General features: G+C 73.6%; 17 protein-coding genes and 1 pseudogene. 9 read left to right on the top strand and 9 right to left on the bottom strand.

Features of this window, described 5'->3' with window-relative positions; genetic code table 11:
- The first annotated feature begins 42 nt into the window (after positions 1-42).
- On the top strand, positions 43-999 hold the full coding sequence (locus ACIO5E_RS25360; protein WP_400672316.1) for a DeoR/GlpR family DNA-binding transcription regulator: 957 nt from the start codon (positions 43-45) through the stop codon (positions 997-999).
- Between the two features lie 72 nt (positions 1,000-1,071).
- On the opposite strand, the gene ACIO5E_RS25355 is transcribed toward ACIO5E_RS25360, so the two are convergent.
- The 6 genes from ACIO5E_RS25355 to ACIO5E_RS25330 all read right to left on the bottom strand — a co-directional run bounded on the left by ACIO5E_RS25355 (position 1,072) and on the right by ACIO5E_RS25330 (position 6,745).
- On the bottom strand, positions 1,072-2,847 hold the full coding sequence (locus tag ACIO5E_RS25355) for an acetyl/propionyl/methylcrotonyl-CoA carboxylase subunit alpha (RefSeq protein WP_400671821.1): 1,776 nt from the start codon (positions 2,845-2,847) through the stop codon (positions 1,072-1,074).
- 236 nt (positions 2,848-3,083) lie between these two features.
- On the bottom strand, positions 3,084-3,818 hold the full coding sequence (locus ACIO5E_RS25350; protein WP_400671818.1) for a hypothetical protein: 735 nt from the start codon (positions 3,816-3,818) through the stop codon (positions 3,084-3,086).
- 142 nt (positions 3,819-3,960) lie between these two features.
- Positions 3,961-4,563 (bottom strand): nucleoside triphosphate pyrophosphatase, encoded by a 603-nt coding sequence (locus ACIO5E_RS25345; RefSeq protein ID WP_280674902.1) that lies wholly within the window; start codon positions 4,561-4,563, stop codon positions 3,961-3,963.
- Between the two features lie 49 nt (positions 4,564-4,612).
- Complete coding sequence (gene mmpB / locus ACIO5E_RS25340) at positions 4,613-4,738, bottom strand: morphogenic membrane protein MmpB (RefSeq protein ID WP_280674900.1); 126 nt, start codon at positions 4,736-4,738, stop codon at positions 4,613-4,615.
- A 170-nt stretch (positions 4,739-4,908) separates the two neighbouring features.
- On the bottom strand, positions 4,909-5,130 hold the full coding sequence (locus ACIO5E_RS25335) for an acyl-CoA carboxylase epsilon subunit (protein WP_400671815.1): 222 nt from the start codon (positions 5,128-5,130) through the stop codon (positions 4,909-4,911).
- Between the two features lie 25 nt (positions 5,131-5,155).
- Complete coding sequence (locus ACIO5E_RS25330; protein WP_400671812.1) at positions 5,156-6,745, bottom strand: acyl-CoA carboxylase subunit beta; 1,590 nt, start codon at positions 6,743-6,745, stop codon at positions 5,156-5,158.
- A 340-nt stretch (positions 6,746-7,085) separates the two neighbouring features.
- Here ACIO5E_RS25330 and ACIO5E_RS25325 point away from each other — a divergent pair, with 340 nt between their 5' ends.
- The 3 genes and pseudogenes from ACIO5E_RS25325 to ACIO5E_RS25315 form a co-directional block, all read left to right on the top strand.
- Entirely contained in the window at positions 7,086-7,979 is an 894-nt protein-coding gene (locus ACIO5E_RS25325; RefSeq protein ID WP_400671810.1) for a biotin--[acetyl-CoA-carboxylase] ligase, read from the top strand.
- Between the two features lie 169 nt (positions 7,980-8,148).
- Positions 8,149-9,273: an adenylate/guanylate cyclase domain-containing protein gene (locus tag ACIO5E_RS25320; RefSeq protein ID WP_400671808.1), complete on the top strand. Its 1,125-nt coding sequence runs from the start codon at positions 8,149-8,151 to the stop codon at positions 9,271-9,273.
- A gap of 368 nt (positions 9,274-9,641) precedes the next feature.
- Positions 9,642-10,775 (top strand): annotated as a pseudogene (locus tag ACIO5E_RS25315) (diguanylate cyclase domain-containing protein); the annotation flags it as partial.
- Between the two features lie 716 nt (positions 10,776-11,491).
- Here the strand turns inward: ACIO5E_RS25315 and ACIO5E_RS25310 are convergent.
- Positions 11,492-12,112, bottom strand: a complete 621-nt coding sequence (locus ACIO5E_RS25310) for a TetR/AcrR family transcriptional regulator (RefSeq protein ID WP_400671806.1) — start codon at positions 12,110-12,112, stop codon at positions 11,492-11,494.
- A 102-nt stretch (positions 12,113-12,214) separates the two neighbouring features.
- Here ACIO5E_RS25310 and ACIO5E_RS25305 point away from each other — a divergent pair, with 102 nt between their 5' ends.
- Together ACIO5E_RS25305 and hutH are read left to right on the top strand one after the other, a co-directional pair.
- Positions 12,215-13,408 carry a macrolide family glycosyltransferase gene (locus tag ACIO5E_RS25305; protein WP_400671803.1) on the top strand — a complete coding sequence of 398 codons (1,194 nt, stop codon included), beginning with the start codon at positions 12,215-12,217 and terminating at the stop codon, positions 13,406-13,408.
- Positions 13,409-13,682: 274 nt separating this feature from the next.
- Positions 13,683-15,266 carry a histidine ammonia-lyase gene (hutH, locus tag ACIO5E_RS25300; protein WP_400671800.1) on the top strand — a complete coding sequence of 528 codons (1,584 nt, stop codon included), beginning with the start codon at positions 13,683-13,685 and terminating at the stop codon, positions 15,264-15,266.
- Positions 15,267-15,292: 26 nt separating this feature from the next.
- Here the strand turns inward: hutH and ACIO5E_RS25295 are convergent, their stop codons facing one another.
- Positions 15,293-15,736: a hypothetical protein gene (locus ACIO5E_RS25295; protein WP_400671797.1), complete on the bottom strand. Its 444-nt coding sequence runs from the start codon at positions 15,734-15,736 to the stop codon at positions 15,293-15,295.
- 272 nt (positions 15,737-16,008) lie between these two features.
- Here ACIO5E_RS25295 and ACIO5E_RS25290 point away from each other — a divergent pair, with 272 nt between their 5' ends.
- Both ACIO5E_RS25290 and ACIO5E_RS25285 read left to right on the top strand, forming a co-directional pair.
- Positions 16,009-16,878 (top strand): MurR/RpiR family transcriptional regulator, encoded by an 870-nt coding sequence (locus ACIO5E_RS25290; protein WP_280674881.1) that lies wholly within the window; start codon positions 16,009-16,011, stop codon positions 16,876-16,878.
- A 69-nt stretch (positions 16,879-16,947) separates the two neighbouring features.
- On the top strand, positions 16,948-17,271 hold the full coding sequence (locus tag ACIO5E_RS25285) for a hypothetical protein (protein WP_400671795.1): 324 nt from the start codon (positions 16,948-16,950) through the stop codon (positions 17,269-17,271).
- Between the two features lies 1 nt (position 17,272).
- On the opposite strand, the gene ACIO5E_RS25280 is transcribed toward ACIO5E_RS25285, so the two are convergent.
- Positions 17,273-17,806, bottom strand: coding sequence for a Uma2 family endonuclease (locus tag ACIO5E_RS25280; RefSeq protein WP_400671793.1), 534 nt, complete (start codon positions 17,804-17,806; stop codon positions 17,273-17,275).
- Between the two features lie 221 nt (positions 17,807-18,027).
- Here ACIO5E_RS25280 and hutU point away from each other — a divergent pair, with 221 nt between their 5' ends.
- Positions 18,028-19,683, top strand: coding sequence for a urocanate hydratase (gene hutU, locus ACIO5E_RS25275; protein ID WP_400672313.1), 1,656 nt, complete (start codon positions 18,028-18,030; stop codon positions 19,681-19,683).
- The last annotated feature ends 8 nt before the right edge of the window (positions 19,684-19,691 follow it).

Genomic DNA, 19,691 nt, shown 5'->3' with positions numbered 1-19,691 from the left:
GGTTCTGTGTTTGCAGCAGAACGTCGCCAGTTGATCCTCGAAATGGTGCGCGCCAACGGAGCGGTCTCGCTCCGGGAGTTGGCCCGCGTCGTCCAGACCTCCGAAGTCACCGTGCGCCGCGACGTACGGGCGCTGGAGGCAGAAGGGCTCCTCGACCGCCGGCACGGCGGCGCGGTGCTCCCCGGCGGCTTCAGCCGCGAACCCGGCTACCCGCAGAAGACCCACCTCTCCGCGGCGGAGAAGAGCGCCATCGCGGACCTCGCCGCCGGCCTGGTGGAGGAGGGCGACGCGGTGGTGGTCGGCGCCGGCACGACCACCCAGGAGCTGGCCCGCAGGCTGGCCAGGGTGCCCGGCCTCACCGTGGTCACCAACTCGCTGCTGGTCGCCCAGGCGCTGGCGCACGCCAACCGGGTGGAGGTGGTGATGACCGGCGGCACCCTGCGGGGCTCCAACTACGCGCTGGTCGGCAGCGGTGCCGAGCAGTCGTTGCACGGGCTGAGGGTGTCCAAGGCCTTCATCTCCGGCAGCGGGCTGACCGCCGAGCGGGGCCTGTCCACCACCAACATGCTGTCCGCGAGCGTGGACCGGGCGCTGGTGCAGTCGGCCGCCGAGGTCATCGTCCTCGCCGACCACACCAAGCTCGGCGCGGACACCATGTTCCAGACCGTCCCCACCGAGACCATCACCCGGCTGGTCACGGACGAGCAGGCGACGGCGGACGACGCCACCGCCCGCGAACTGGACGCGCTCGCCGACTGCGGGGTCCAGATCGACCTGGCGCCGCTCGGCGCCGCCCCCAGCGGCGACGCCCCGGTGCACGGCACCGGCAGCGGACCCGTCCACCAGACCCAGCCCGGCCCGATGCCGCGCCGGGCCGTCTCCCCGCCCCCCGGCGCCGCCCCGCTGCCCGGCCAGCGCCGCCCCGGCACGCACGGCGGACCGGCCGGCCCCGGCATGCCCGTCCGGCTGGCCGAACTGGGACTCCCGCGCGGGCGCTGACCCGGGCCGGAAACGCGGCCGGTCCGCACACCCCGAGGGGCGTACGGACCGGCTGCTGCCGCAGGGGCGGTGTCAGTCCTTGATCTCGCACAGCGCGGCGCCGCTGCTGACGCTCGCGCCCACCTCGGCCTTGAGGCCGACCACGGTGCCCGCCTTGTGCGCGTTCAGCGGCTGCTCCATCTTCATCGCCTCCAGGACCACGATCAGCTCGCCCTCGGCGACGACCTGGCCCTCCTCGACGGCGACCTTGACGATGGTGCCCTGCATCGGCGAGGCCAGGGTGTCGCCGCTGACGGCCGAACCGGCCTTCTTGGCACCCACCCGGCGCTTGGCCTTCGTGGCACCCGCCGCACCGGCCGCCGGAGCCGCCGAGACGCCCAGCGAGGACGGCAGCGAGACCTCGATCCGCTTGCCGCCGACCTCGACCACGACGGTCTCGCGGCCCTCGGCCTCCTCGCCGTCACCGGCCGCGCCGGCGAACGGCGGGATGGTGTTGTCGAACTCGGTCTCGATCCACCGGGTGTAGACCGTGAACGGCCCCTCGCCGCCGTGCACCTCGGGCGCGAACGCCGGGTCGGTGACGACCGCCTGGTGGAACGGGATGGCGGTGGCCATGCCCTCCACCTTGAACTCGTTCAGCGCGCGGCGGGCCCGCTCCAGGGCCTGCTTGCGGTCACGGCCGGAGACGACCAGCTTGGCCAGCAGGGAGTCCCAGGCCGGGCCGATGACCGAGCCGCTCTCCACGCCGGAGTCCAGCCGGACGCCCGGGCCGGACGGCGGCGCGAACAGCGTCACGGTGCCGGGCGCGGGCAGGAAGCCCCGGCCCGGGTCCTCGCCGTTGATGCGGAACTCGAAGGAGTGGCCGCGCACCTCCGGGTCGTCGTAGCCCAGCTCCTCGCCGTCGGCGATCCGGAACATCTCGCGGACCAGGTCGATCCCGGTGACCTCCTCGGTGACCGGGTGCTCGACCTGCAGACGGGTGTTGACCTCCAGGAAGGAGATCGTGCCGTCCAGCGCCACCAGGAACTCGCAGGTCCCGGCGCCCTCGTAGCCGGCCTCCTTCAGGATGGCCTTGGACGCCCGGTACAGCTCGGCGTTCTGCTCGGGGGTCAGGAACGGCGCGGGCGCCTCCTCGACCAGCTTCTGGTGCCGGCGCTGCAGCGAGCAGTCACGGGTGGAGACGACCACCACGTTGCCGTGCTTGTCGGCCAGGCACTGGGTCTCCACGTGCCGCGGATTGTCCAGGTAGCGCTCGACGAAGCACTCGCCGCGACCGAAGGCGGCGACCGCCTCGCGGACCGCCGACTCGTACAGCTCCGGGATCTCCTCCAGCGTGCGGGCGACCTTGAGGCCGCGGCCGCCGCCGCCGAACGCCGCCTTGATGGCGACCGGAAGGCCGTGCTCCCGGGCGAACACGACCACCTCGTGGGCACCCGTGACCGGGTCCGGGGTACCGGCCACCAGCGGCGCGCCGGCGCGCTGCGCCACGTGCCGGGCGGTCACCTTGTCACCGAGGTCGCGGATGGCCTGCGGGGGCGGGCCGATCCAGGTCAGACCCGCGTCGAGGACGGCCTGGGCGAAGTCGGCGTTCTCCGACAGGAACCCGTAGCCGGGGTGGACGGCATCGGCACCGGAGTCCGCGGCGGCCTTCAGGACCTTCGCGATGTCCAGGTAACTGGTGCCGGGGGTGTCGCCACCCAGCGCGTAAGCCTCGTCGGCCGCGCGGACGTGCAGCGCATCCCGGTCCGGCTCGGCGTAGACGGCGACGCTGGCGATACCGGCGTCCGAGCAGGCCCGGGCGACGCGGACGGCGATTTCCCCGCGATTGGCGATGAGCACCTTGCGCACTGTGGCTCCCTTCTTGAACCTGGTCGAGTTTATGGATTCCTGGGCGGTACCGGCGAGTAGCCCCAGGTTGTGAACTATCCCACACGGACGGTGATGAATTCCGGGGGCCTGTCGTCCGTCCTTCCGATGACGTCGCAGGTCGCGGTCGGTGGGGTCGAGCCGGCCGGATCCACAGCGGGTCACCGGACGGTGGTTCGGGGCCCCGGTGGCATCGGACACACTCTCCCGCGGTCGGCTCAAACGGCGGTGGAACGGGCGGCGGGTCGCTGCGACGCCTCGGCCGTGACGTCGGCGGCCACCTCCACCATGTCGGGCCCGTACGCCTCCGGATTGACCACCCGCAGGACGAGCGCGAAGGTGCCGTCGCGGCCGTACCGGCGGGCGAGCTCGCGGTGGTGGGCGACCAGGTACCGGACGCCCGCCTGGTTGGCGGTGCCGGTCTGGCCGGAGACCAGGAACACCGGGCGTCCGCCGTCCGGGGTGGCGATCCGGGCCAGCAGGGTGTGTGCCCGGTCCTGGTCGGCGGTGAAGTCGTGCTCGCCCACCACGATCACGTTGCTGCCCGGGCCCGGCCCGGAGGTGACCAGCACGCCCGGCAGGCCCCAGGCCAGGTGGGCGGCCATCCGCTCGTTGCTGACCGGGCCGCCCAGGCAGAGCTCGGTCTTGACGCCCAGGCCCCGGTGCGCCGCGTCGTGCGCGACCAGTTCCGGCCGCGCCCCGCACTCCTCGACCAGCCCGGCCAGCCACATCAGCGCGTAGGCGTCCCGGCGGGTCACGGTGGTGGCGTGCGAGCCCGTCCCGATGCTGCGGGGTACCACGATCAGGCACTCGCTGCCGGCCGGCAACCCGAAGAACTCCCGCACCCGCTCGACCTTGCGGCGCCGCCGCAGGGCCTGCGCCAGCCAGCCGAGCGCGGCGCTGATGGCGCTGGCCACCAGCCCCAGCAGCACGTTGAGCACGCTGTCGGTCATCCCCGCGTTCCCTCCCCCGTTCGAACGCCGGTCAGTCTAGGGCGTGTCTGACAATTCCCGCCGGGCGTGCGGATTGTCGGACACGCCCCAGGGCTGGTAACGCGGCAGGGCCGTGAGTGGCAGAACAGCCGGATGCCGTCGGTTACTTGACCCAGAGGTCGGTGATCCGGACGTCCAGGTCGGCGAGCAGGGTGCGCAGCAGCGGCAGCGAGAGGCCGATGACGTTGCCCGGGTCGCCGTCGATGCCCTCGACGAACGGTGCCGAGCGCCCGTCCAGGGTGAACGCCCCGGCGACGTGCAGGGGTTCGCCGGAGGCCACGTAGGCGGCGATCTCGGCGTCGTCCGGGGTGCCGAAGCGGACCGTGGTGGAGGCGGTCGCCGAGGACTGCCGGCCGGTCGCGGTGTCGATGACGCAGTGGCCGGTGCGCAGGATTCCGGCGCGGCCGCGCATCGACCGCCAGCGGGCGAGCGCCTCGGTGGCGTCGGCGGGCTTGCCGAGGGCCTGGCCGTCCAGCTCCAGGACGGAGTCGCAGCCGATCACCAGCTCGCCGCCGGTGAGTTCGGCGGCGACGGCCTTCGCCTTGGCCTCGGCCAGCACCAGGGCGAGTTCGGCCGGCGTGGCGGCGCTGAGCGCGTCCTCGTCCACGCCGCTGACCACCACGCGCGGGTCGAGGCCCGCCTGGCGCAGCAGCCCGAGGCGGGCGGGGGAGGCGGAGGCGAGGACGAGGGTGCGCTGGTCGGTCATGCCCACCAGGGTAGGGGGTGCCGGTGTCCGCCATTCGGGTGAACGGCGGTCACAGCGGGAGCAGGATGGCGGCCACCAGTGCGAGGACGGCGAGCACCCGGGCCGCCCGGCGCAGCCGCTCCTGCATCCGGCGGGCCTCCAGGGAGGGCTCGTCACGGGGGTCTGACCACAGCACCCGTCCAGGGTGCGCCGCGCCCGGCCCCGGGCGCCTGAGTATCCGTACTCAGCTTTCGGGCAATCCGGGCGGACGGGCCGGAACGGGTGCGGAGCGGGTGTGGCAGGCGACGCGGAACGGGTGCGGAACGGGACGTCGACCGGGCCGACGTCCCGCTCCGCACCGGTGGTTCAGCGCGCCCAGCCGGACGTCCGCCAGGCGTTGACGCCCGGGTGGACCTCCGGGCGGAGCAGGCGGGAGCGGTCGTTCCAGGGGGAGGCCGGGCCGACACCGGCCAGACGCGCCGCCTCGGCGGCGGCCTGCGCGGCGGCGGCCCGGGCCTGGACCACCGCCAGGACGGTGGCGAGCTCCTCGGGGGTCGGCTGCCCGTGCAGCACGTGGATCGCGGCCATGGCTCAATTCTCTCCCGACGAGGGACTACAGGGGGATGTTGCCGTGCTTCTTCGGCGGCAGCACCTCGCGCTTGCCGTGCAGCGCCCGCAGACCCCGGACGACCTGCCGGCGGGTCTCGCTCGGCGGGATCACCGCGTCCACGTAGCCGCGCTCGGCCGCCAGGTACGGGTTCAGCAGGGTCTCCTCGTACGAGGCGAGCAGCTCGGCCCGCTTCTCCTCGGCGTGCCCGGCCGCGTCGGCCGCGGCGATCTCCCGCCGGTGCAGGATGTTGACCGCGCCCTGCGCGCCCATCACCGCGATCTGCGCGGTCGGCCAGGCCAGGTTGAGGTCGGCGCCCAGGTGCTTGGAGCCCATGACGTCGTACGCGCCGCCGAAGGCCTTGCGGGTGATCACGGTGATCAGCGGGACGGTCGCCTCGGCGTAGGCGTAGATCAGCTTGGCGCCGCGCCGGATGATGCCGTCCCACTCCTGGCCGGTGCCGGGCAGGAAGCCGGGCACGTCGACGAAGGTCAGCACCGGGATGTTGAAGCTGTCGCAGGTCCGCACGAAGCGGGCGGCCTTCTCGCTGGCGGCGATGTCCAGGCAGCCGGCCAGGTCCATCGGCTGGTTGCCGACCACGCCGACCGGGCGGCCCTCGATCCGGCCGAAGCCGGTGATGATGTTGCCCGCGTACAGCGGCTGGGTCTCCAGGAACTCGCCGTCGTCGACGACGTGCTCGATCACCTTGTGCATGTCGTACGGCTGGTTCGCCGAGTCCGGCACGATGGTGTCGAGTTCGAGGTCCTCGTCGGTGATCGTGAGGTCCGCCTGCTCCGGGTAGGACGGCGGGTCCGAGAGGTTGTTGGAGGGCAGGTACGACAGCAGGCTCTTGACGTACTCGATCGCCTCCTTCTCGTCGGCGGCCAGGTAGTGCGCGTTGCCGGACTTGCTGTTGTGGGTGCGCGCGCCGCCCAGCTCCTCCATGCCGACGTCCTCGCCGGTCACGGTCTTGATCACGTCCGGGCCGGTGATGAACATGTGCGAGGTCTGGTCGGCCATCACCACGAAGTCGGTGATCGCGGGGGAGTACACCGCGCCGCCCGCGCACGGGCCCATGATCAGCGAGATCTGCGGGATCACCCCGGAGGCGTGCACGTTGCGGCGGAAGATCTCGCCGTACAGGCCGAGCGAGACCACGCCCTCCTGGATCCGGGCGCCGCCGGAGTCGTTGATGCCGATGACCGGGCAGCCGGTCTTCAGCGCGAAGTCCATCACCTTGACGATCTTCTCGCCGAACACCTCGCCGAGGGAGCCGCCGAACACGGTGAAGTCCTGGGCGAAGACGGCGACCTGACGGCCGTCCACGGTGCCGTAGCCGGTCACCACGCCGTCGCCGTACGGGCGGTTCTTCTCCTGCCCGAAGTTGGTCGAGCGGTGCCGGGCGAACTCGTCGAACTCGACGAAGGAGTCCTCGTCCAGCAGCTCGGCGACCCGCTCGCGGGCCGTCAGCTTGCCCTTGGCGTGCTGCTTCTCCACGGCGGCGGCGGAGCCGGAGTGCACCGCCGCGTCGAGCCTGCGCCGCAGGTCGGCGAGCTTGCCGGCGGTGGTGTGGGGGTCGTACGGCGCCTCGGTCATCCGGTGGCTCTCCCTGATCCTGGGCCGCGACCTGTTCGAGTACGCGCGGGCCGGAGTGGTGGCCCGCGCATGAGGGCAGGGCGGCGCTGCGAACTACCGTTGGGTAGCGTAGCCAGCGCGCGGGGCCGGACGTCATGTCCCGGCGTTATGGCCATCGACACAGTGTGTCAACGCGCGTTCTGCGAGACGATGGGGCGGCCTACGCCCCCGGATCACCGCACGGACCCTCCCCCGGCCTTCGGCCGGGAGGTGCCCCCACCCTCCGCCTTGCGATGCACGCACCCGGACGCCGCACGCTGATCCGACGCGAATTGTCGGACACGCCCTAGTGTTCTCAACCATGACCTCACCCGACACCCCCCGCCGCAGTGGACTGCGCGGTTTCGGCCACGCCGGGCCGTCGCCGTGGACCGACCTGGACCGGCCGCCGCTGGACGAGGCGGCGCTGCGCCGCGACCTGGTGGTCCCGGGCGGGCTCTGGACCTCCGTGGACGTCGTCGCCGACACCGGATCCACCAACAGCGACCTCGCCGCCCGCGCCCGGGCCGGCGCCCCGCAGGGGGCGGTGCTGGTCGCCGAGGTGCAGAACGCCGGGCGCGGGCGGCTGGAACGGCAGTGGAGCGCCCCGGCCCGCTCCGGGCTGTTCCTGTCCGTCCTGCTGCGCCCCGAGGAGGTGCCGGTCGAACGGTACGGTTGGCTGCCGATCCTGGTCGGGGTGGCCGCCGCCAGCACGCTGGGCCGGGTCGCCGGGGTCGAGGTCGGGCTGAAGTGGCCCAACGACCTCCAGGTGGAGATCGACGGCGCGGAGCGCAAGCTCGGCGGCATCCTCACCGAGCTGAGCGGTGGTGCCGTGGTGGCCGGAATGGGCCTCAACGTCTCGCTGCGCGAGGAGGAGCTGCCCGTCCCCACCGCGGCCTCGCTCGCGCTGGCCGGCGCCGCGGTCACCGACCGGTCCACCCTGCTGCGCGCCCTGCTGCGCGAGTTCGCCGAGCTGTACCGGACCTGGACGGCCGCCGCCGGCGATCCGCACGCCAGCGAGCTGCTCCGCGCCTACGCGGACCGCTGCACCACGCTGGGCCGCCGGGTGAAGGTACATCTGCCGGGCGGTCACGAGCTGGTCGGCGAGGCGGTGGCGATCGACGGCGACGGGCGCCTGGTGGTCAGCACCCCCGACGGCGCACGCCGGGCGGTCGGCGCGGGGGACGTCGTCCACGTGCGCCCCGAACCCCGCTGAACGGCACTCTTCACCTCTCCTTGACCCGGGCTGATGCCCCGGATCACGCGATTCCGTGCGAACATTCCACCTGGCAGCGGTGTGAGGCGCGCCACTGCCCGCCGGGTGGCGGGCGCGCCCGGACAGGCAGGACACGAGGCAAGTGCGGCGACCGCACGGGGACGGACCGGTGGCAGAGGACGGCAGCAGCGGCGCGACGGCGGGCTCCCACGACCCCACGGTCGCGCTCGAACTGGAACGCCTGATCCTGGACGCGCCACGCCGCTACACCCCGTACCAGGCCGCGCGCGCCGCCGACGTCCCGATGGAGCTGGCCACCCGCTTCTGGCGGGCGATGGGCTTCCCCGACATCGGCCAGTCCCGGGCCCTCACCGACGGCGACGTGATCGCCCTGCGCCGGCTCGCCGGCCTGGTCGAGTCCGGCCTGCTCAGCGAGTCGATGGCGATCCAGGTGGCGCGCTCCACCGGGCAGACCACCGCGCGGCTGGCCGGATGGCAGATGGACACCTTCCTGGAGAACCTCACCCAGGCCGTCGAACCCGGGCTGACCCGCGCCGACGTCGCGTACCCGCTGGTCGAGCTGCTGCTGCCGGAGCTGGAGCAGTTCCTGGTGTACGTCTGGCGCCGCCAGCTCGCCGCCGTCACCGGCCGGGTCGTCCAGGCCGCCGAGGACCACGAGATCACCAGCGGCCGGCTCGCGGTGGGCTTCGCCGACCTGGTCGGCTTCACCCGGCTGTCGCGACGGCTGGAGGAGGAGGAACTCGGCGAGCTCGTCGAGACCTTCGAGAACACCTGCTCGGACCTGATCGCCGGCCAGGGCGGCCGGGTCATCAAGACCCTCGGCGACGAGATCCTCTACGTCTCCGAGGACCCGGTCACCGCCGCCGAGATCGCGCTCAGCCTGATCGAGGCCCTCGCCGAGGACGACAGCATCCCCGCGCTGCGGGTCGGCATGGCCTTCGGCACCGTCACCTCGCGGATGGGCGACGTCTTCGGCACCACCGTCAACCTGGCCAGCCGGCTCACCTCGATCGCGCCCAAGGACGCGGTGCTGATCGACGGTGAGTTCGCCGCCGCGCTGGAGCAGCACGGCAGTGTCGCCCCGGCCGACGCGGACGGCCCCGGCCTCGCCGAGGCGCTGTCGGCCGCCGCCGGGATGCCCGCCTCCGGCCTGCCGGTGCCGGGCCTGGACGCCGGGCACCGGTTCCACCTGCAGCCGATGTGGCGCCGGCCGGTGCGCGGGCTCGGGCTGGTCGAGCCGTGGCTGTTGTCGCGGCGGCCGAAGCCGGAGTAGGGGCCTTCCGGAGCCCTGCGGGGTCTTCCCGGGGCCCTTCCGGGCTGCTCCCGAGGCGTGGTTCCCGGGCTGGTTCCGGGGGCGATCCCGCTGCTCGGGGTGGCGAACGGTTGAAACCCGTACGGCCCGTTGCGGGTCCGTCCCGGCAAACGGGGCATAACCGAGCGAAATCGCCATAGTCTGGGTGCAAGCGGCCGGGCGGGTGCGGCTGCTACCGGGGGTCCGGCAGGACCGAGCACAGGGAGCGAGGCGAGCCGGTGAGCAGTGAGGCGATCATTACGGACCGCGGCTGCGACTGCGGCGGCCCGCGGCGCCCCGACCCGCTGCCCGACCTGCGGCTGCAGTCCGCGGTCGAGCTGGCCCAGGACATGGCCGGCGCGCTCACCCCGCTGGAGGCCGTCCGGGCCGCCGCCGCCCGCGCCACCGAGGCGCTCGGGGCCACCATGGCGGCCGTCTCGGTCTGGGACCGCGAATCCGGCCGACTGCGGGTCCTCGTCAACCACGGCGAGCTCGCGCCCGGCGAGGAGGAACTGCCCGAGGACGAGTCGTACCCCGTCGCCGACTTCCCCGAGATCGTCACCTACCTCGAAGAGCGCTGGACCACCGGGCGGCTGCCGCGCGCCTGGGTGCAGACCGCCGAGAGCACCGAACCGCACGCCGGGCACAGCCACCCGACCGCCGGCGCGTACTGCCAGGAACGCGCCGCGGCGCTGCGCCGGCGCGGGCGGGCCTGCTGCGTGGTCGCCCCGATCGTTCTGCACGGGCAGGCCTGGGGCGAGCTGTACCTCGCCCGCAGCGTCGGACTGCCCGAGTTCACCGACGCCGACGCCGACTACGCCACCCTGCTCGCCGCCCAGATCTCGGCCGGCCTCGCCCAGACCGAACGCCTCGCCGACCTGCGCAAACTCGCCTTCTCCGACCCGCTCACCGGCCTCGCCAACCGGCGTGCCGTCGACGCCCGGCTGGAGAGCGCCCTGGCGGCGCACAACCGGGACAACACCGTGGTCTCGCTCGTCGTCTGCGACGTCAACGGGCTCAAGCGGGTCAACGACCAACTCGGCCACGAAATGGGCGACCGGCTGCTGGAGCGGTTCGCCCACCAGCTCTCGCTCGCCGCGGCCAAACTGCCCGGCAGCCTGGCCGCCCGGCTCGGCGGCGACGAGTTCTGCCTGCTGACGGAAGGGCAGAAGGCCGACGAGGTCGTCGCCGTCGCCGAGGAACTCTGCGCCCGCGCCCTGGCCCTCTCGGAGGGGGAGGGCGTCGCCTGCGGTGTCGCCTCCACCGGCGACTCCATCGGGCCCGTCACCACCCCCGACCGGCTCTTCCGGCTCGCCGACGCCGCCCAGTACCGGGCCAAGGCCGCCCGCGCCGCCCACCCCGTGGTCGCCGGACGCAGCCACGGCCCCGGCTTCGCACCCGACCCCACCGTGCTGCTCGCCGACGCCGCCGACCCGCGCCACCGGGCCGACGGGCGCCCGCGCCCCGGCCGGTCCGGGGCGGGCGACCGGCGGCGCTTCCGCGGCGCCGCGCACAGCGCCGACCCGGGCCAGCTGCTCACCACCGTCCTCGCCGCCCTCGACCAGGCCGCCGCGGCCCGGGCCGTCCACCCCGCGGACACCCTGGGCAAACTCGTCGTCGTCGCCGAGACCTCGGCCCGGCTGCTCGACGCCGTCGGCTGGTGGGTCTCCTACGTGCCGCCCGGCTCGCACTTCATGCACACCGCCCAGCACGCCGTCTACCGGATGACCAGGGGCCCCAGCAGCACCCGCGCCGAGACCCAGCGCGCCCAGATCGAGGCCCCGGACGCCGTCTTCGACCTGCGCCACTACCCGATGACCCGCCGCGCCGTCCGCGGCGGCGCCTTCGCCCTGCGCGCCGGCGCCGCCGGCAACGACCCGGCCGAGGAGGCCATGCTCGTCGTCTCGGGCTACCGCGGCATGGTCGCCGCCGGTGGCCAGAACCCGGCCGGCGGCTGGCTCATCGAGCTCTTCGCCGACGACGCCACCCTGCCCCTCGGCCAGGCCGCCTGCGCCATGCGCGCCCTGCTCGCCGTCGCCCTGGCGGGTGCGGCCTCGCCTCCGGTGGTGTGAGGGGCGGAGTCGCCTCGGTGGGAAGGGGGTTGCGGCCCCGCTGGGGGTGGGGCCCGGCGGCGTCCTCGGGTGGTTCGCCGTGGCCCTGCTGATCGTCCTGCTGGCCACGGTCCTGGTCGTCCTCTGGGTCAGGCGCGGGAACCGCCGTCGGCCGTGGGCGGGTTGAGGGCGCGCAGGGCGGCGTCGACCAGGCGGTCCGCGTGGGCGTGGCTGAGCGGGCCGAGCCGGTACTGCCAGCGGTAGTGGAGCGGGCCGTAGACGAGTTCGACGGCCAGGTCGAGGTCGGTGTCGGGGGCGATCTGGCCGGCCTCGCGGGCGCTGCGGAGACGGTCGCGGGTGATCTCCAGCAGCGGGTCCAGCAGGCGGGTGCGGTACTCGGCGTGCAGCGCGGGGTCGTTGAGGATCTCGGCGCTGAGGGCGCGGTAGGTGCGGTCGGCGGACGGGTCGGTGAGCTCGTCGGAGCTGGCGCGCAGGACGGTCCGCAGGTCGGTGGCGAGGTTTCCGGTGTCGGGGAGGGCGAGGCCGCCCTCGTGCCGGCCGGCGACCAGGAAGGCGTCGAAGACGACCGCGCCCTTCGACGGCCACCACCGGTAGATGGTCTGCTTGCCGACCCCGGCGCGGGCGGCGATCGCCTCGATGGTGAGCTTGCCGTAGCCGACCTCGGCGACGAGTTCGGTGGCGGCGGTGAGGACGGCGGCGCGCGAGCGTTCGCTGCGGCGGGCGGGGTCGGGGGCGGTTCTGGACGTCATGGGGAAAATTCTATGCACCGAGACGAGACGGGACGTATCGTCTTCTCGCAAGACGTCGCGAGACGGTACGTCTCGTCTCAGCCGCTATCCCCGGAGGTGCCCATGAACCGCCCCGCACACATCCTGATGGTTTCCGTTCCGGCCCATGGGCACGTCAACCCCAGCCTCGCCGTGATCGCCGAGCTGGTCGCCCGGGGCCACCGGGTCAGCTACGTCAACGACGCCTCCTTCGCCGAGGTCGTCGAGTCGACCGGCGCCGGCTTCATCCCGTACCCGACGAGGCTGCCGCTCGCCGACGACCCGAACGGATGGCTGCTGGAGGACCCGGTGGCGCTCCAGGAGCTGTTCCTGGACGACGCGCTCGCGATGTGGCCCGTCCTGCTGGAGGCCTTCGCCGACGACCGTCCCGACCTGGTGCTCTGCGACATCGCGGGCTTCGCGGGCCGGGCGCTCGGCGAGCGGCTGGGCGTACCGGTGGTGCAGCTGTCGCCCACCTACGTCGGCTGGGAGGGCATCGAGCAGGACCTGGCGGAGGTGTTCGACGCGATCCGCAACGGGCCGGGCGGCGCCGAGCACTACCGGCGGTTCGCCGACTGGCTGGCCGAGGCCGGCGCGGCGGAGCGCGACGTGGACGCCTTCCGGAGCGTCCCGGCGCGGGCCGTCGCCCTGATCCCGCGCGCCCTGCAGCCCAACGCGGACCGGGTCGACGAGCGGCGCGTCACCTTCGTCGGGCCGTGCTTCGGCGACCGCGCCCACCAAGGGGAGTGGCGCCGGCCGGCCGGTGCCGAGAAGGTGCTGCTGGTCTCGCTCGGCTCGGCCTTCACCCATCAGCCCGCGTTCTACCGGGCCTGCGTCCAGGCCTTCGGCGACCTGCCCGGCTGGCACACGGTGCTGCAGGTCGGCGCGCACACCGACCTGGCCGAACTGGGCGAGGTGCCGGACACCGTCGAGGTGCACCGGTGGGTGCCGCAGCTGACGGTGCTCGCCCAGGCGGACGCCTTCGTCACCCACGCGGGCATGGGCGGCTCCAGCGAGGGCCTGTTCCACGGCGTGCCGATGATCGTCGTGCCGCAGGCCGCCGACCAGTTCGCCAACGCGGACGCGCTGGTGGCCCTCGGCGTCGCCCGCCGTCTGGACACCGGGGAGGCCACCCCGGAGGCGCTGCGCGGCGCCCTGCTGGCGCTGGTCGGCGACCCGGCGGTGGTCGGGCGGCTGAAGGCGCTGGCCGCCGCCGGCCGGGCCGAGGGCGGCACCGCCCGCGCGGCGGACCTGGTCGAGGCCGAGCTCGGGGGGTGAGCGCGGTGGCGGGGGAGGGCGCTGAGCCGGTCGCGCGCTCCCCCCGCCCGCGTCGGTGCCGGTGTCCGCGCCCGCACCGCACGCCTGGGGGCGGGTCCGGGTTCGCCGGTGTGCGGTGCGGGGCGGGCCGGGTGAGAATCCTGCTGGCCGGGCCGTTTGGGGTCCGTGGTCGTCGCGGTTCCGTGGCCGTTGCGGATCCGCGGCCGGATCCGCGGTCGTTTCGGATGGCGACCACCTGTTGTCATATCTCCATTCAACTGATGTGATGGTGTATATGGATATGCACAGTGCTGTGGCCCCCGACGCTCCGCTGGTCCAGGTCGGCAAGGCCGACGTCAGCGCCGAGGACGTGCTGGCCGTCGCCCGGGGGAACGCCCGGGTCGAGATCGGCCCGGACGCGCTGGCCGAGATGGCGACGGCGCGGGCCCGGATCGACGCCCTCGCGGCCGAGCCGCGCCCCGTCTACGGCGTGTCGACCGGCTTCGGCGCGCTCGCCGTCCGGCACATCAGCCCCGAGCTGCGGGCCCAGCTGCAGCGGTCGCTGGTGCGCTCGCACGCGGCCGGGATGGGCCCGGTGGTCGAGCGCGAGGTGGTCCGGGCGCTGATGTTCCTGCGGATGAAGACGCTGGCCTCCGGCCGGACCGGGGTGCGCCCGCTGGTCGCGCAGACCATGGCCGCCCTGCTCAACGCGGGCATCACCCCGGTGGTACGGGAGTTCGGCTCGCTCGGCTGCTCCGGCGACCTCGCGCCGCTGTCGCACTGCGCGCTGGTCCTGATGGGCGAAGGCGTGGCCACCGGCCCGGACGGCGTCGAGAAGCCCGTCGACGAACTGCTCGCCGCCGCCGGCATCGAGCCGGTCGAGCTGCTGGAGAAGGAGGGCCTGGCCCTCATCAACGGCACCGACGGCATGCTCGGCATGCTGGTGATGGCCATCGCCGACCTCCAGCGGCTGTTCACCACCGCCGACATCACCGCCGCGATGACCCTGGAGGCGCTGCTCGGCACCGACAAGGTGCTCGCCCCCGAGCTGCACGCCCCGATCCGCCCGCACCCGGGCCAGGCGCTGAGCGCCGCCAACATGCTGGCCGTCCTCAAGGACTCCGGCCTCACCGGCCACCACCAGGACGACGCGCCGCGGGTCCAGGACGCCTACTCGATCCGCTGCGCCCCGCAGGTGGCCGGCGCCGGCCGGGACACCCTCGCCCACGCCCGGCTGGTCGCCTCCCGCGAGCTGGCCGCCTCGGTCGACAACCCGGTGGTGCTGCCGGACGGCCGGGTGGAGTCCAACGGCAACTTCCACGGCGCCCCGGTCGCGTACGTGCTGGACTTCCTCGCGATCGCCGCCGCCGACCTGGGCTCGATCTCCGAGCGCCGCACCGACCGGCTGCTCGACAAGGCCCGCTCGCACGGCCTGCCGGCCTTCCTGGCGGACGACCCGGGCGTGGACTCCGGCCTGATGATCGCCCAGTACACCCAGGCGGCGCTGGTCAGCGAGAACAAGCGGCTCGCCGTCCCGGCCTCGGTCGACTCGATCCCGTCCTCCGCGATGCAGGAGGACCACGTGTCGATGGGCTGGTCCGCCGCCCGCAAGCTGCGCCAGGCCGTCGACAATCTCGGCCGGATCCTCGCCGTCGAACTCACCGCCGCCGCCCGTGCGCTGGAGATCCGTCAGCAGGCCGACGCCAGCGGCCGGGTGGCTCCGGCCACCGCCGCAGCGATGGCCGCCGCCCGGGAGGCGGGGGTCGGCGGCGCCGGCCGCGACCGCTTCCTCTCGCCGGACCTGGAGGCCGCCGCCGCGCTGGTCGCCTCCGGGGACCTGCTGCGGGCGGTGGAGAAGGTCACCGGCCCGCTGGCCTGACGCTCCGGTGGCGGGGCGACCGGGGCTCAGTCCCAGTCGCCCCGCGGCCGTCGGTCCTCGTGGTCCCGGCGGTCCGCACGACCCCGGCGGTCGGCGAACGCGGCGGCGAAGTTGACCCCGGTGATGCCGGCCCAGCAGGCCAGCAGGCCGGTGAGGCCGCCGCCCGTGGGGTTGCTCGCGATCGCGGTCAGCGGGATGGCGAAGGCCAGCGAGATCACCGCCAGCCGGCTGCCGGGGCGGCCTGAACCCCACCCCGGGCGGTGCGGGCGGTGCCGGTGTTCCGGCTCGTAGTCGTCCATCCGCTCGGAGACCTGGCGCTTGACCCGGGCGTCCAGACGGGCGTCCATCCGGGACTCCAGCCGGGTCAGGAAGGAGTCGACCAGCTCCGACTCGTACTCCTTGCCGAGTTCCTTGCGGGCCTGCAGGGTGGCGTCGAGGTCGCGGCGCAGTTCGTCCTGGCGAGTGTCCATGGGGACAGCCTGGGGCCGGCGCCGGGGCGCGGTCCATCCGGTGGCGGGGGAATCCGGGAGGGTTCAGGGAGAATTCAGGGTTACCCCGACTCGCGGGGGACGCCCCGGGCTCCCGGGGTACCCGGACTCCCGGGCCGTCCCGGGGCAGCCCGGGGCACATCCGCCCCTCGGGACGTCTCACCCGGCGTTCCGCCGTACGAGACGTCTTTGCCAGGCGCGGCGCGCTCCTGCACAGTCGTCGTCCGAATCGCTCGCATCCGGAGGTACCGCTGATGACCGCCACCGACGAGGCCGGCACGGTCGGCCCCTCCGCCCGGCTGCTCCAGCTGTTCGAAGGCCACCGGCTCACCCCGACCCAGCGGCGGATCGCGCACTCCCTGGTCCGGCACGCCACCGAGGCGCCGTTCCTCTCCAGCGTCGAGGTCGCCGAACTCGCCGGGGTGAGCCAGCCCTCCGTCACCCGCTTCGCGGTCGCCCTCGGGTACGACGGCTACCCGGCACTGCGCAAGCAGCTGCGCGAGCTCGGCGGGGGCGAGCCGGCCGCACCGGAGACCCCGGACGACGCGGTGCGCAACGAACACCAGCAGGCCGTGCTCGCCGAGATCGAGCACCTGCGCCACCTCGCCGAACTCCTCGCCGACCCCGAGCCGATCCTCCGGGCCGCCCGGCTGCTCGCCGCCTCCCGCCCGCTGCCGGTGCTCGGCCTGCGGGCCGCCTCCGCGCAGGCGCGCGGCTTCGCCTACTTCGCAGCCAAGGTGCACCCGGACATCCGGCTGCTCGACGAGGGCGGCAGCATGCTCGCCGACCGGCTGGAGCAGGCCGCCGCCGCCGGGGCCACCGCGCTGCTCTGCTTCGCGCTGCCGCGCTACCCGCGGGAGCTGATGGACGCGCTCGCGGTGGCGCGCGAGTGCGGGCTGACGGTGCTGACCGTCGCCGACAGCGCCTTCGCGCCGGTCGCCAAGCTCTCCGACCTGATGCTGCCGGCCGCCGTCGGCACCGGGCTGGTCTTCGACACCGCGTGCGCGCCGATGATGCTCGGCCGGGTGCTGCTGCAGAGCATGTGCGACGAACTCCCGGGCGCGGAAGCCCGGTTGGAGGCCATCGAGCACTCCGCCGCGGCCCGCGGGCTCTTCCTGGAATAGGCACGGTCCGGGGAACGCGGGAGTACCCGCCACAAACCCGGGCATCCCCTACAGCAGGGGGTGCCGCCCATGCGCGTGATCCACGAGATGAAGTTCGTCGCCCGGTTGGCCTCGGGAGCCGACGAATGGTCCTGCCCCGCCTGCGGACGCCGCGTCACCCTGCGGCGCCTACCCGAACCCGAACTGACCGTCCTCGACCCGGGCGACGAGTCCGCCGTCCACGTCGGCGTCATCGAACCCGACGCCGAGCGCGCCGCCGCGGCCGTCGAGAAGTACGGCCTCGGCCCGATCCAGGAGATCCCCCGCCCACCGTCCCCGCCCGCCCCCGACGACGCCGACCGCCGCTGGCTCGCCGAGATCGGCATCGACTGGGACGGCGACGCCGCGGCCTGACTCAGCCGCGGGGGCCGTAGAGCGGCAGCCGGGACGTGTCCAGCTCGGCCGGCAGCGGCGCGGGCAGCGGGACCGGCTCGCCGTACTTGCCGTGCAGGACGCCCTGGTACTCGCCATCGCGAGGGTGGGTGCGGAGCGTCCAGGCTCCCTTGCGGGGGTCGACCGCAAGGAGTACCGGCACGCCTGCGATCGCGTACCGGCTGGTCTTGGTCGCGATGTGGCTGACTCGTTCGGAGGTGGAGATGACCTCCACAGCCAGCTCGACATCGTGCGGGTCCGCCAGCCAGTCGTCGTCGTCCTCCCAGCCGGACGGCAGGACGACGAGGTCGGGTGTCGCGTCGTCCTCCGCGTTGTCGGGCATGTTGATCGACGAGACCTCGTACGCGCCGAGATCGGCGGGGAGCTTGTCGTCGAGCTGGCGGGACAGGCACTTGACGGTCCCCGCGTGCTTGCCGCGGGGAGTCGGGGACGTCACCAGGATTCCTCCGATGATCTGAACGCGAAGGCCGGTGCTCCGCTCGATCTCCTCCGCCACATCCCGGAGCCTGCCGGGCCTCGCGGTGATCGTGCCCTCCGCTCTCGTCGCTGGGCCGAGTGGCTGGTGTTCGCCGGCTCGGGTCAGCGCGCCGAGGCGGTCGGCGGCGTGGCTGATCGGATGGGTTCAGGGTCTGGTCGCGAGTTGATTGTTTGGATATATTCAGCCGGACCGAGTCTGAATGAATTCATCCGCAGGGAGGTCGGGGCATGGTGCAGCAGGTGAGCGGGCCGCGTGAGGTCAGGGCAGCGCGTGGGACGGGGCTGACGACGCAGGGGTGGCAGCAGGAGGCGGCCCTGCGGATGCTGATGAACAACCTCGACCCGGAGGTGGCCGAGCACCCCTCGAAGCTGGTGGTGTACGGCGGCACCGGCAAGGCGGCGCGGGACTGGCGTTCGTTCGACGCCATGGTGCGGACGCTGCAGGGGCTGAAGCAGGACGAGACCATGCTGGTCCAGTCCGGGCGGCCGGTCGGCGTCATGCAGACCCACGAGTGGGCTCCGCGCGTGCTGATCGCCAACTCCAACCTGGTCGGCGACTGGGCCAACTGGGAGGAGTTCCGCCGGCTGGAAAGCCTCGGGCTCACCATGTACGGGCAGATGACCGCCGGTTCGTGGATCTACATCGGCACCCAGGGCATCCTGCAGGGTACCTACGAGACCTTCGCGGCCGTCGCCAACAAGCGCTTCAACGGGTCGCTGGAGGGCACCATCACCCTCACCGCCGGCCTCGGCGGGATGGGCGGCGCCCAGCCGCTGGCCGTCACCATGAACGGCGGCGTGGCGATCTGTATCGACTGCGACCCGTCCCGGATCGCCCGCCGGATCGAGCACCGCTACCTGGACGTCGAGGCCAAGGACCTCGCGCACGCGCTGGAGCTGGCCACCGCCGCCCGCGACAAGCGGCAGCCGCTCTCCATCGGCGTGCTGGGCAACGCCGCCGAGCTCGTCCCGCAGCTGCTCGCGATGGACGCGCCGATCGACGTCGTCACCGACCAGACCAGCGCCCACGACCCGCTCAGCTACCTGCCGGTGGGCGTCGACTTCGACGACATGGCGGACTACGCGGCGGCCAAGCCCGCCGAGTTCACCCAGCGGGCCCGCGAGTCGATGGCCCGGCACGTCGAGGCGATGGTCGGCTTCCAGGACCGCGGCGCCGAGGTCTTCGACTACGGCAACTCGATCCGCGGCGAGGCCCAACTGGCCGGTTACGACCGCGCGTTCGCCTTCCCCGGCTTCGTCCCCGCGTACATCCGCCCGCTGTTCTGCGAGGGCAAGGGCCCGTTCCGCTGGGCGGCGCTGTCCGGCGACCCGCAGGACATCCACAAGACCGACAAGGCCGTCCTCGACCTCTTCCCGGAGAACGAGTCGCTGGCCCGCTGGATCAGGCTGGCCCAGGAGAAGGTGCACTTCCAGGGCCTGCCCGCGCGGATCTGCTGGCTCGGCTACGGCGAGCGCGACAAGGCCGGCGAGCGCTTCAACGACATGGTCGCCTCCGGCGAGCTGTCCGCGCCGATCGTGATCGGCCGCGACCACCTGGACTGCGGCTCGGTGGCCTCCCCGTACCGGGAGACCGAGGCGATGCTGGACGGCTCGGACGCGATCGCCGACTGGCCGCTGCTCAACGCCATGGTCAACGTGGCCTCCGGCGCCTCCTGGGTCTCCATCCACCACGGCGGCGGCGTCGGCATCGGCCGCTCGATCCACGCCGGACAGGTCACCGTCGCCGACGGCACCGCGCTGGCCGGCGAGAAGATCCGCCGGGTGCTCACCAACGACCCGGGCATGGGCGTGATCCGGCACGTGGACGCCGGCTACGACCGGGCCACCGAGGTCGCCGCCGAGCGCGGCGTTCGCGTCCCGATGGGTGAGCTGTGAGCTCCTTC

Source organism: Kitasatospora sp. NPDC087314 (assembly GCF_044744365.1).
In the GTDB taxonomy this organism is placed as follows: domain Bacteria; phylum Actinomycetota; class Actinomycetes; order Streptomycetales; family Streptomycetaceae; genus Kitasatospora.
Note: the sequence above shows the minus strand (reverse complement) of the source record. Positions and strands in the feature narration are given on the sequence as shown.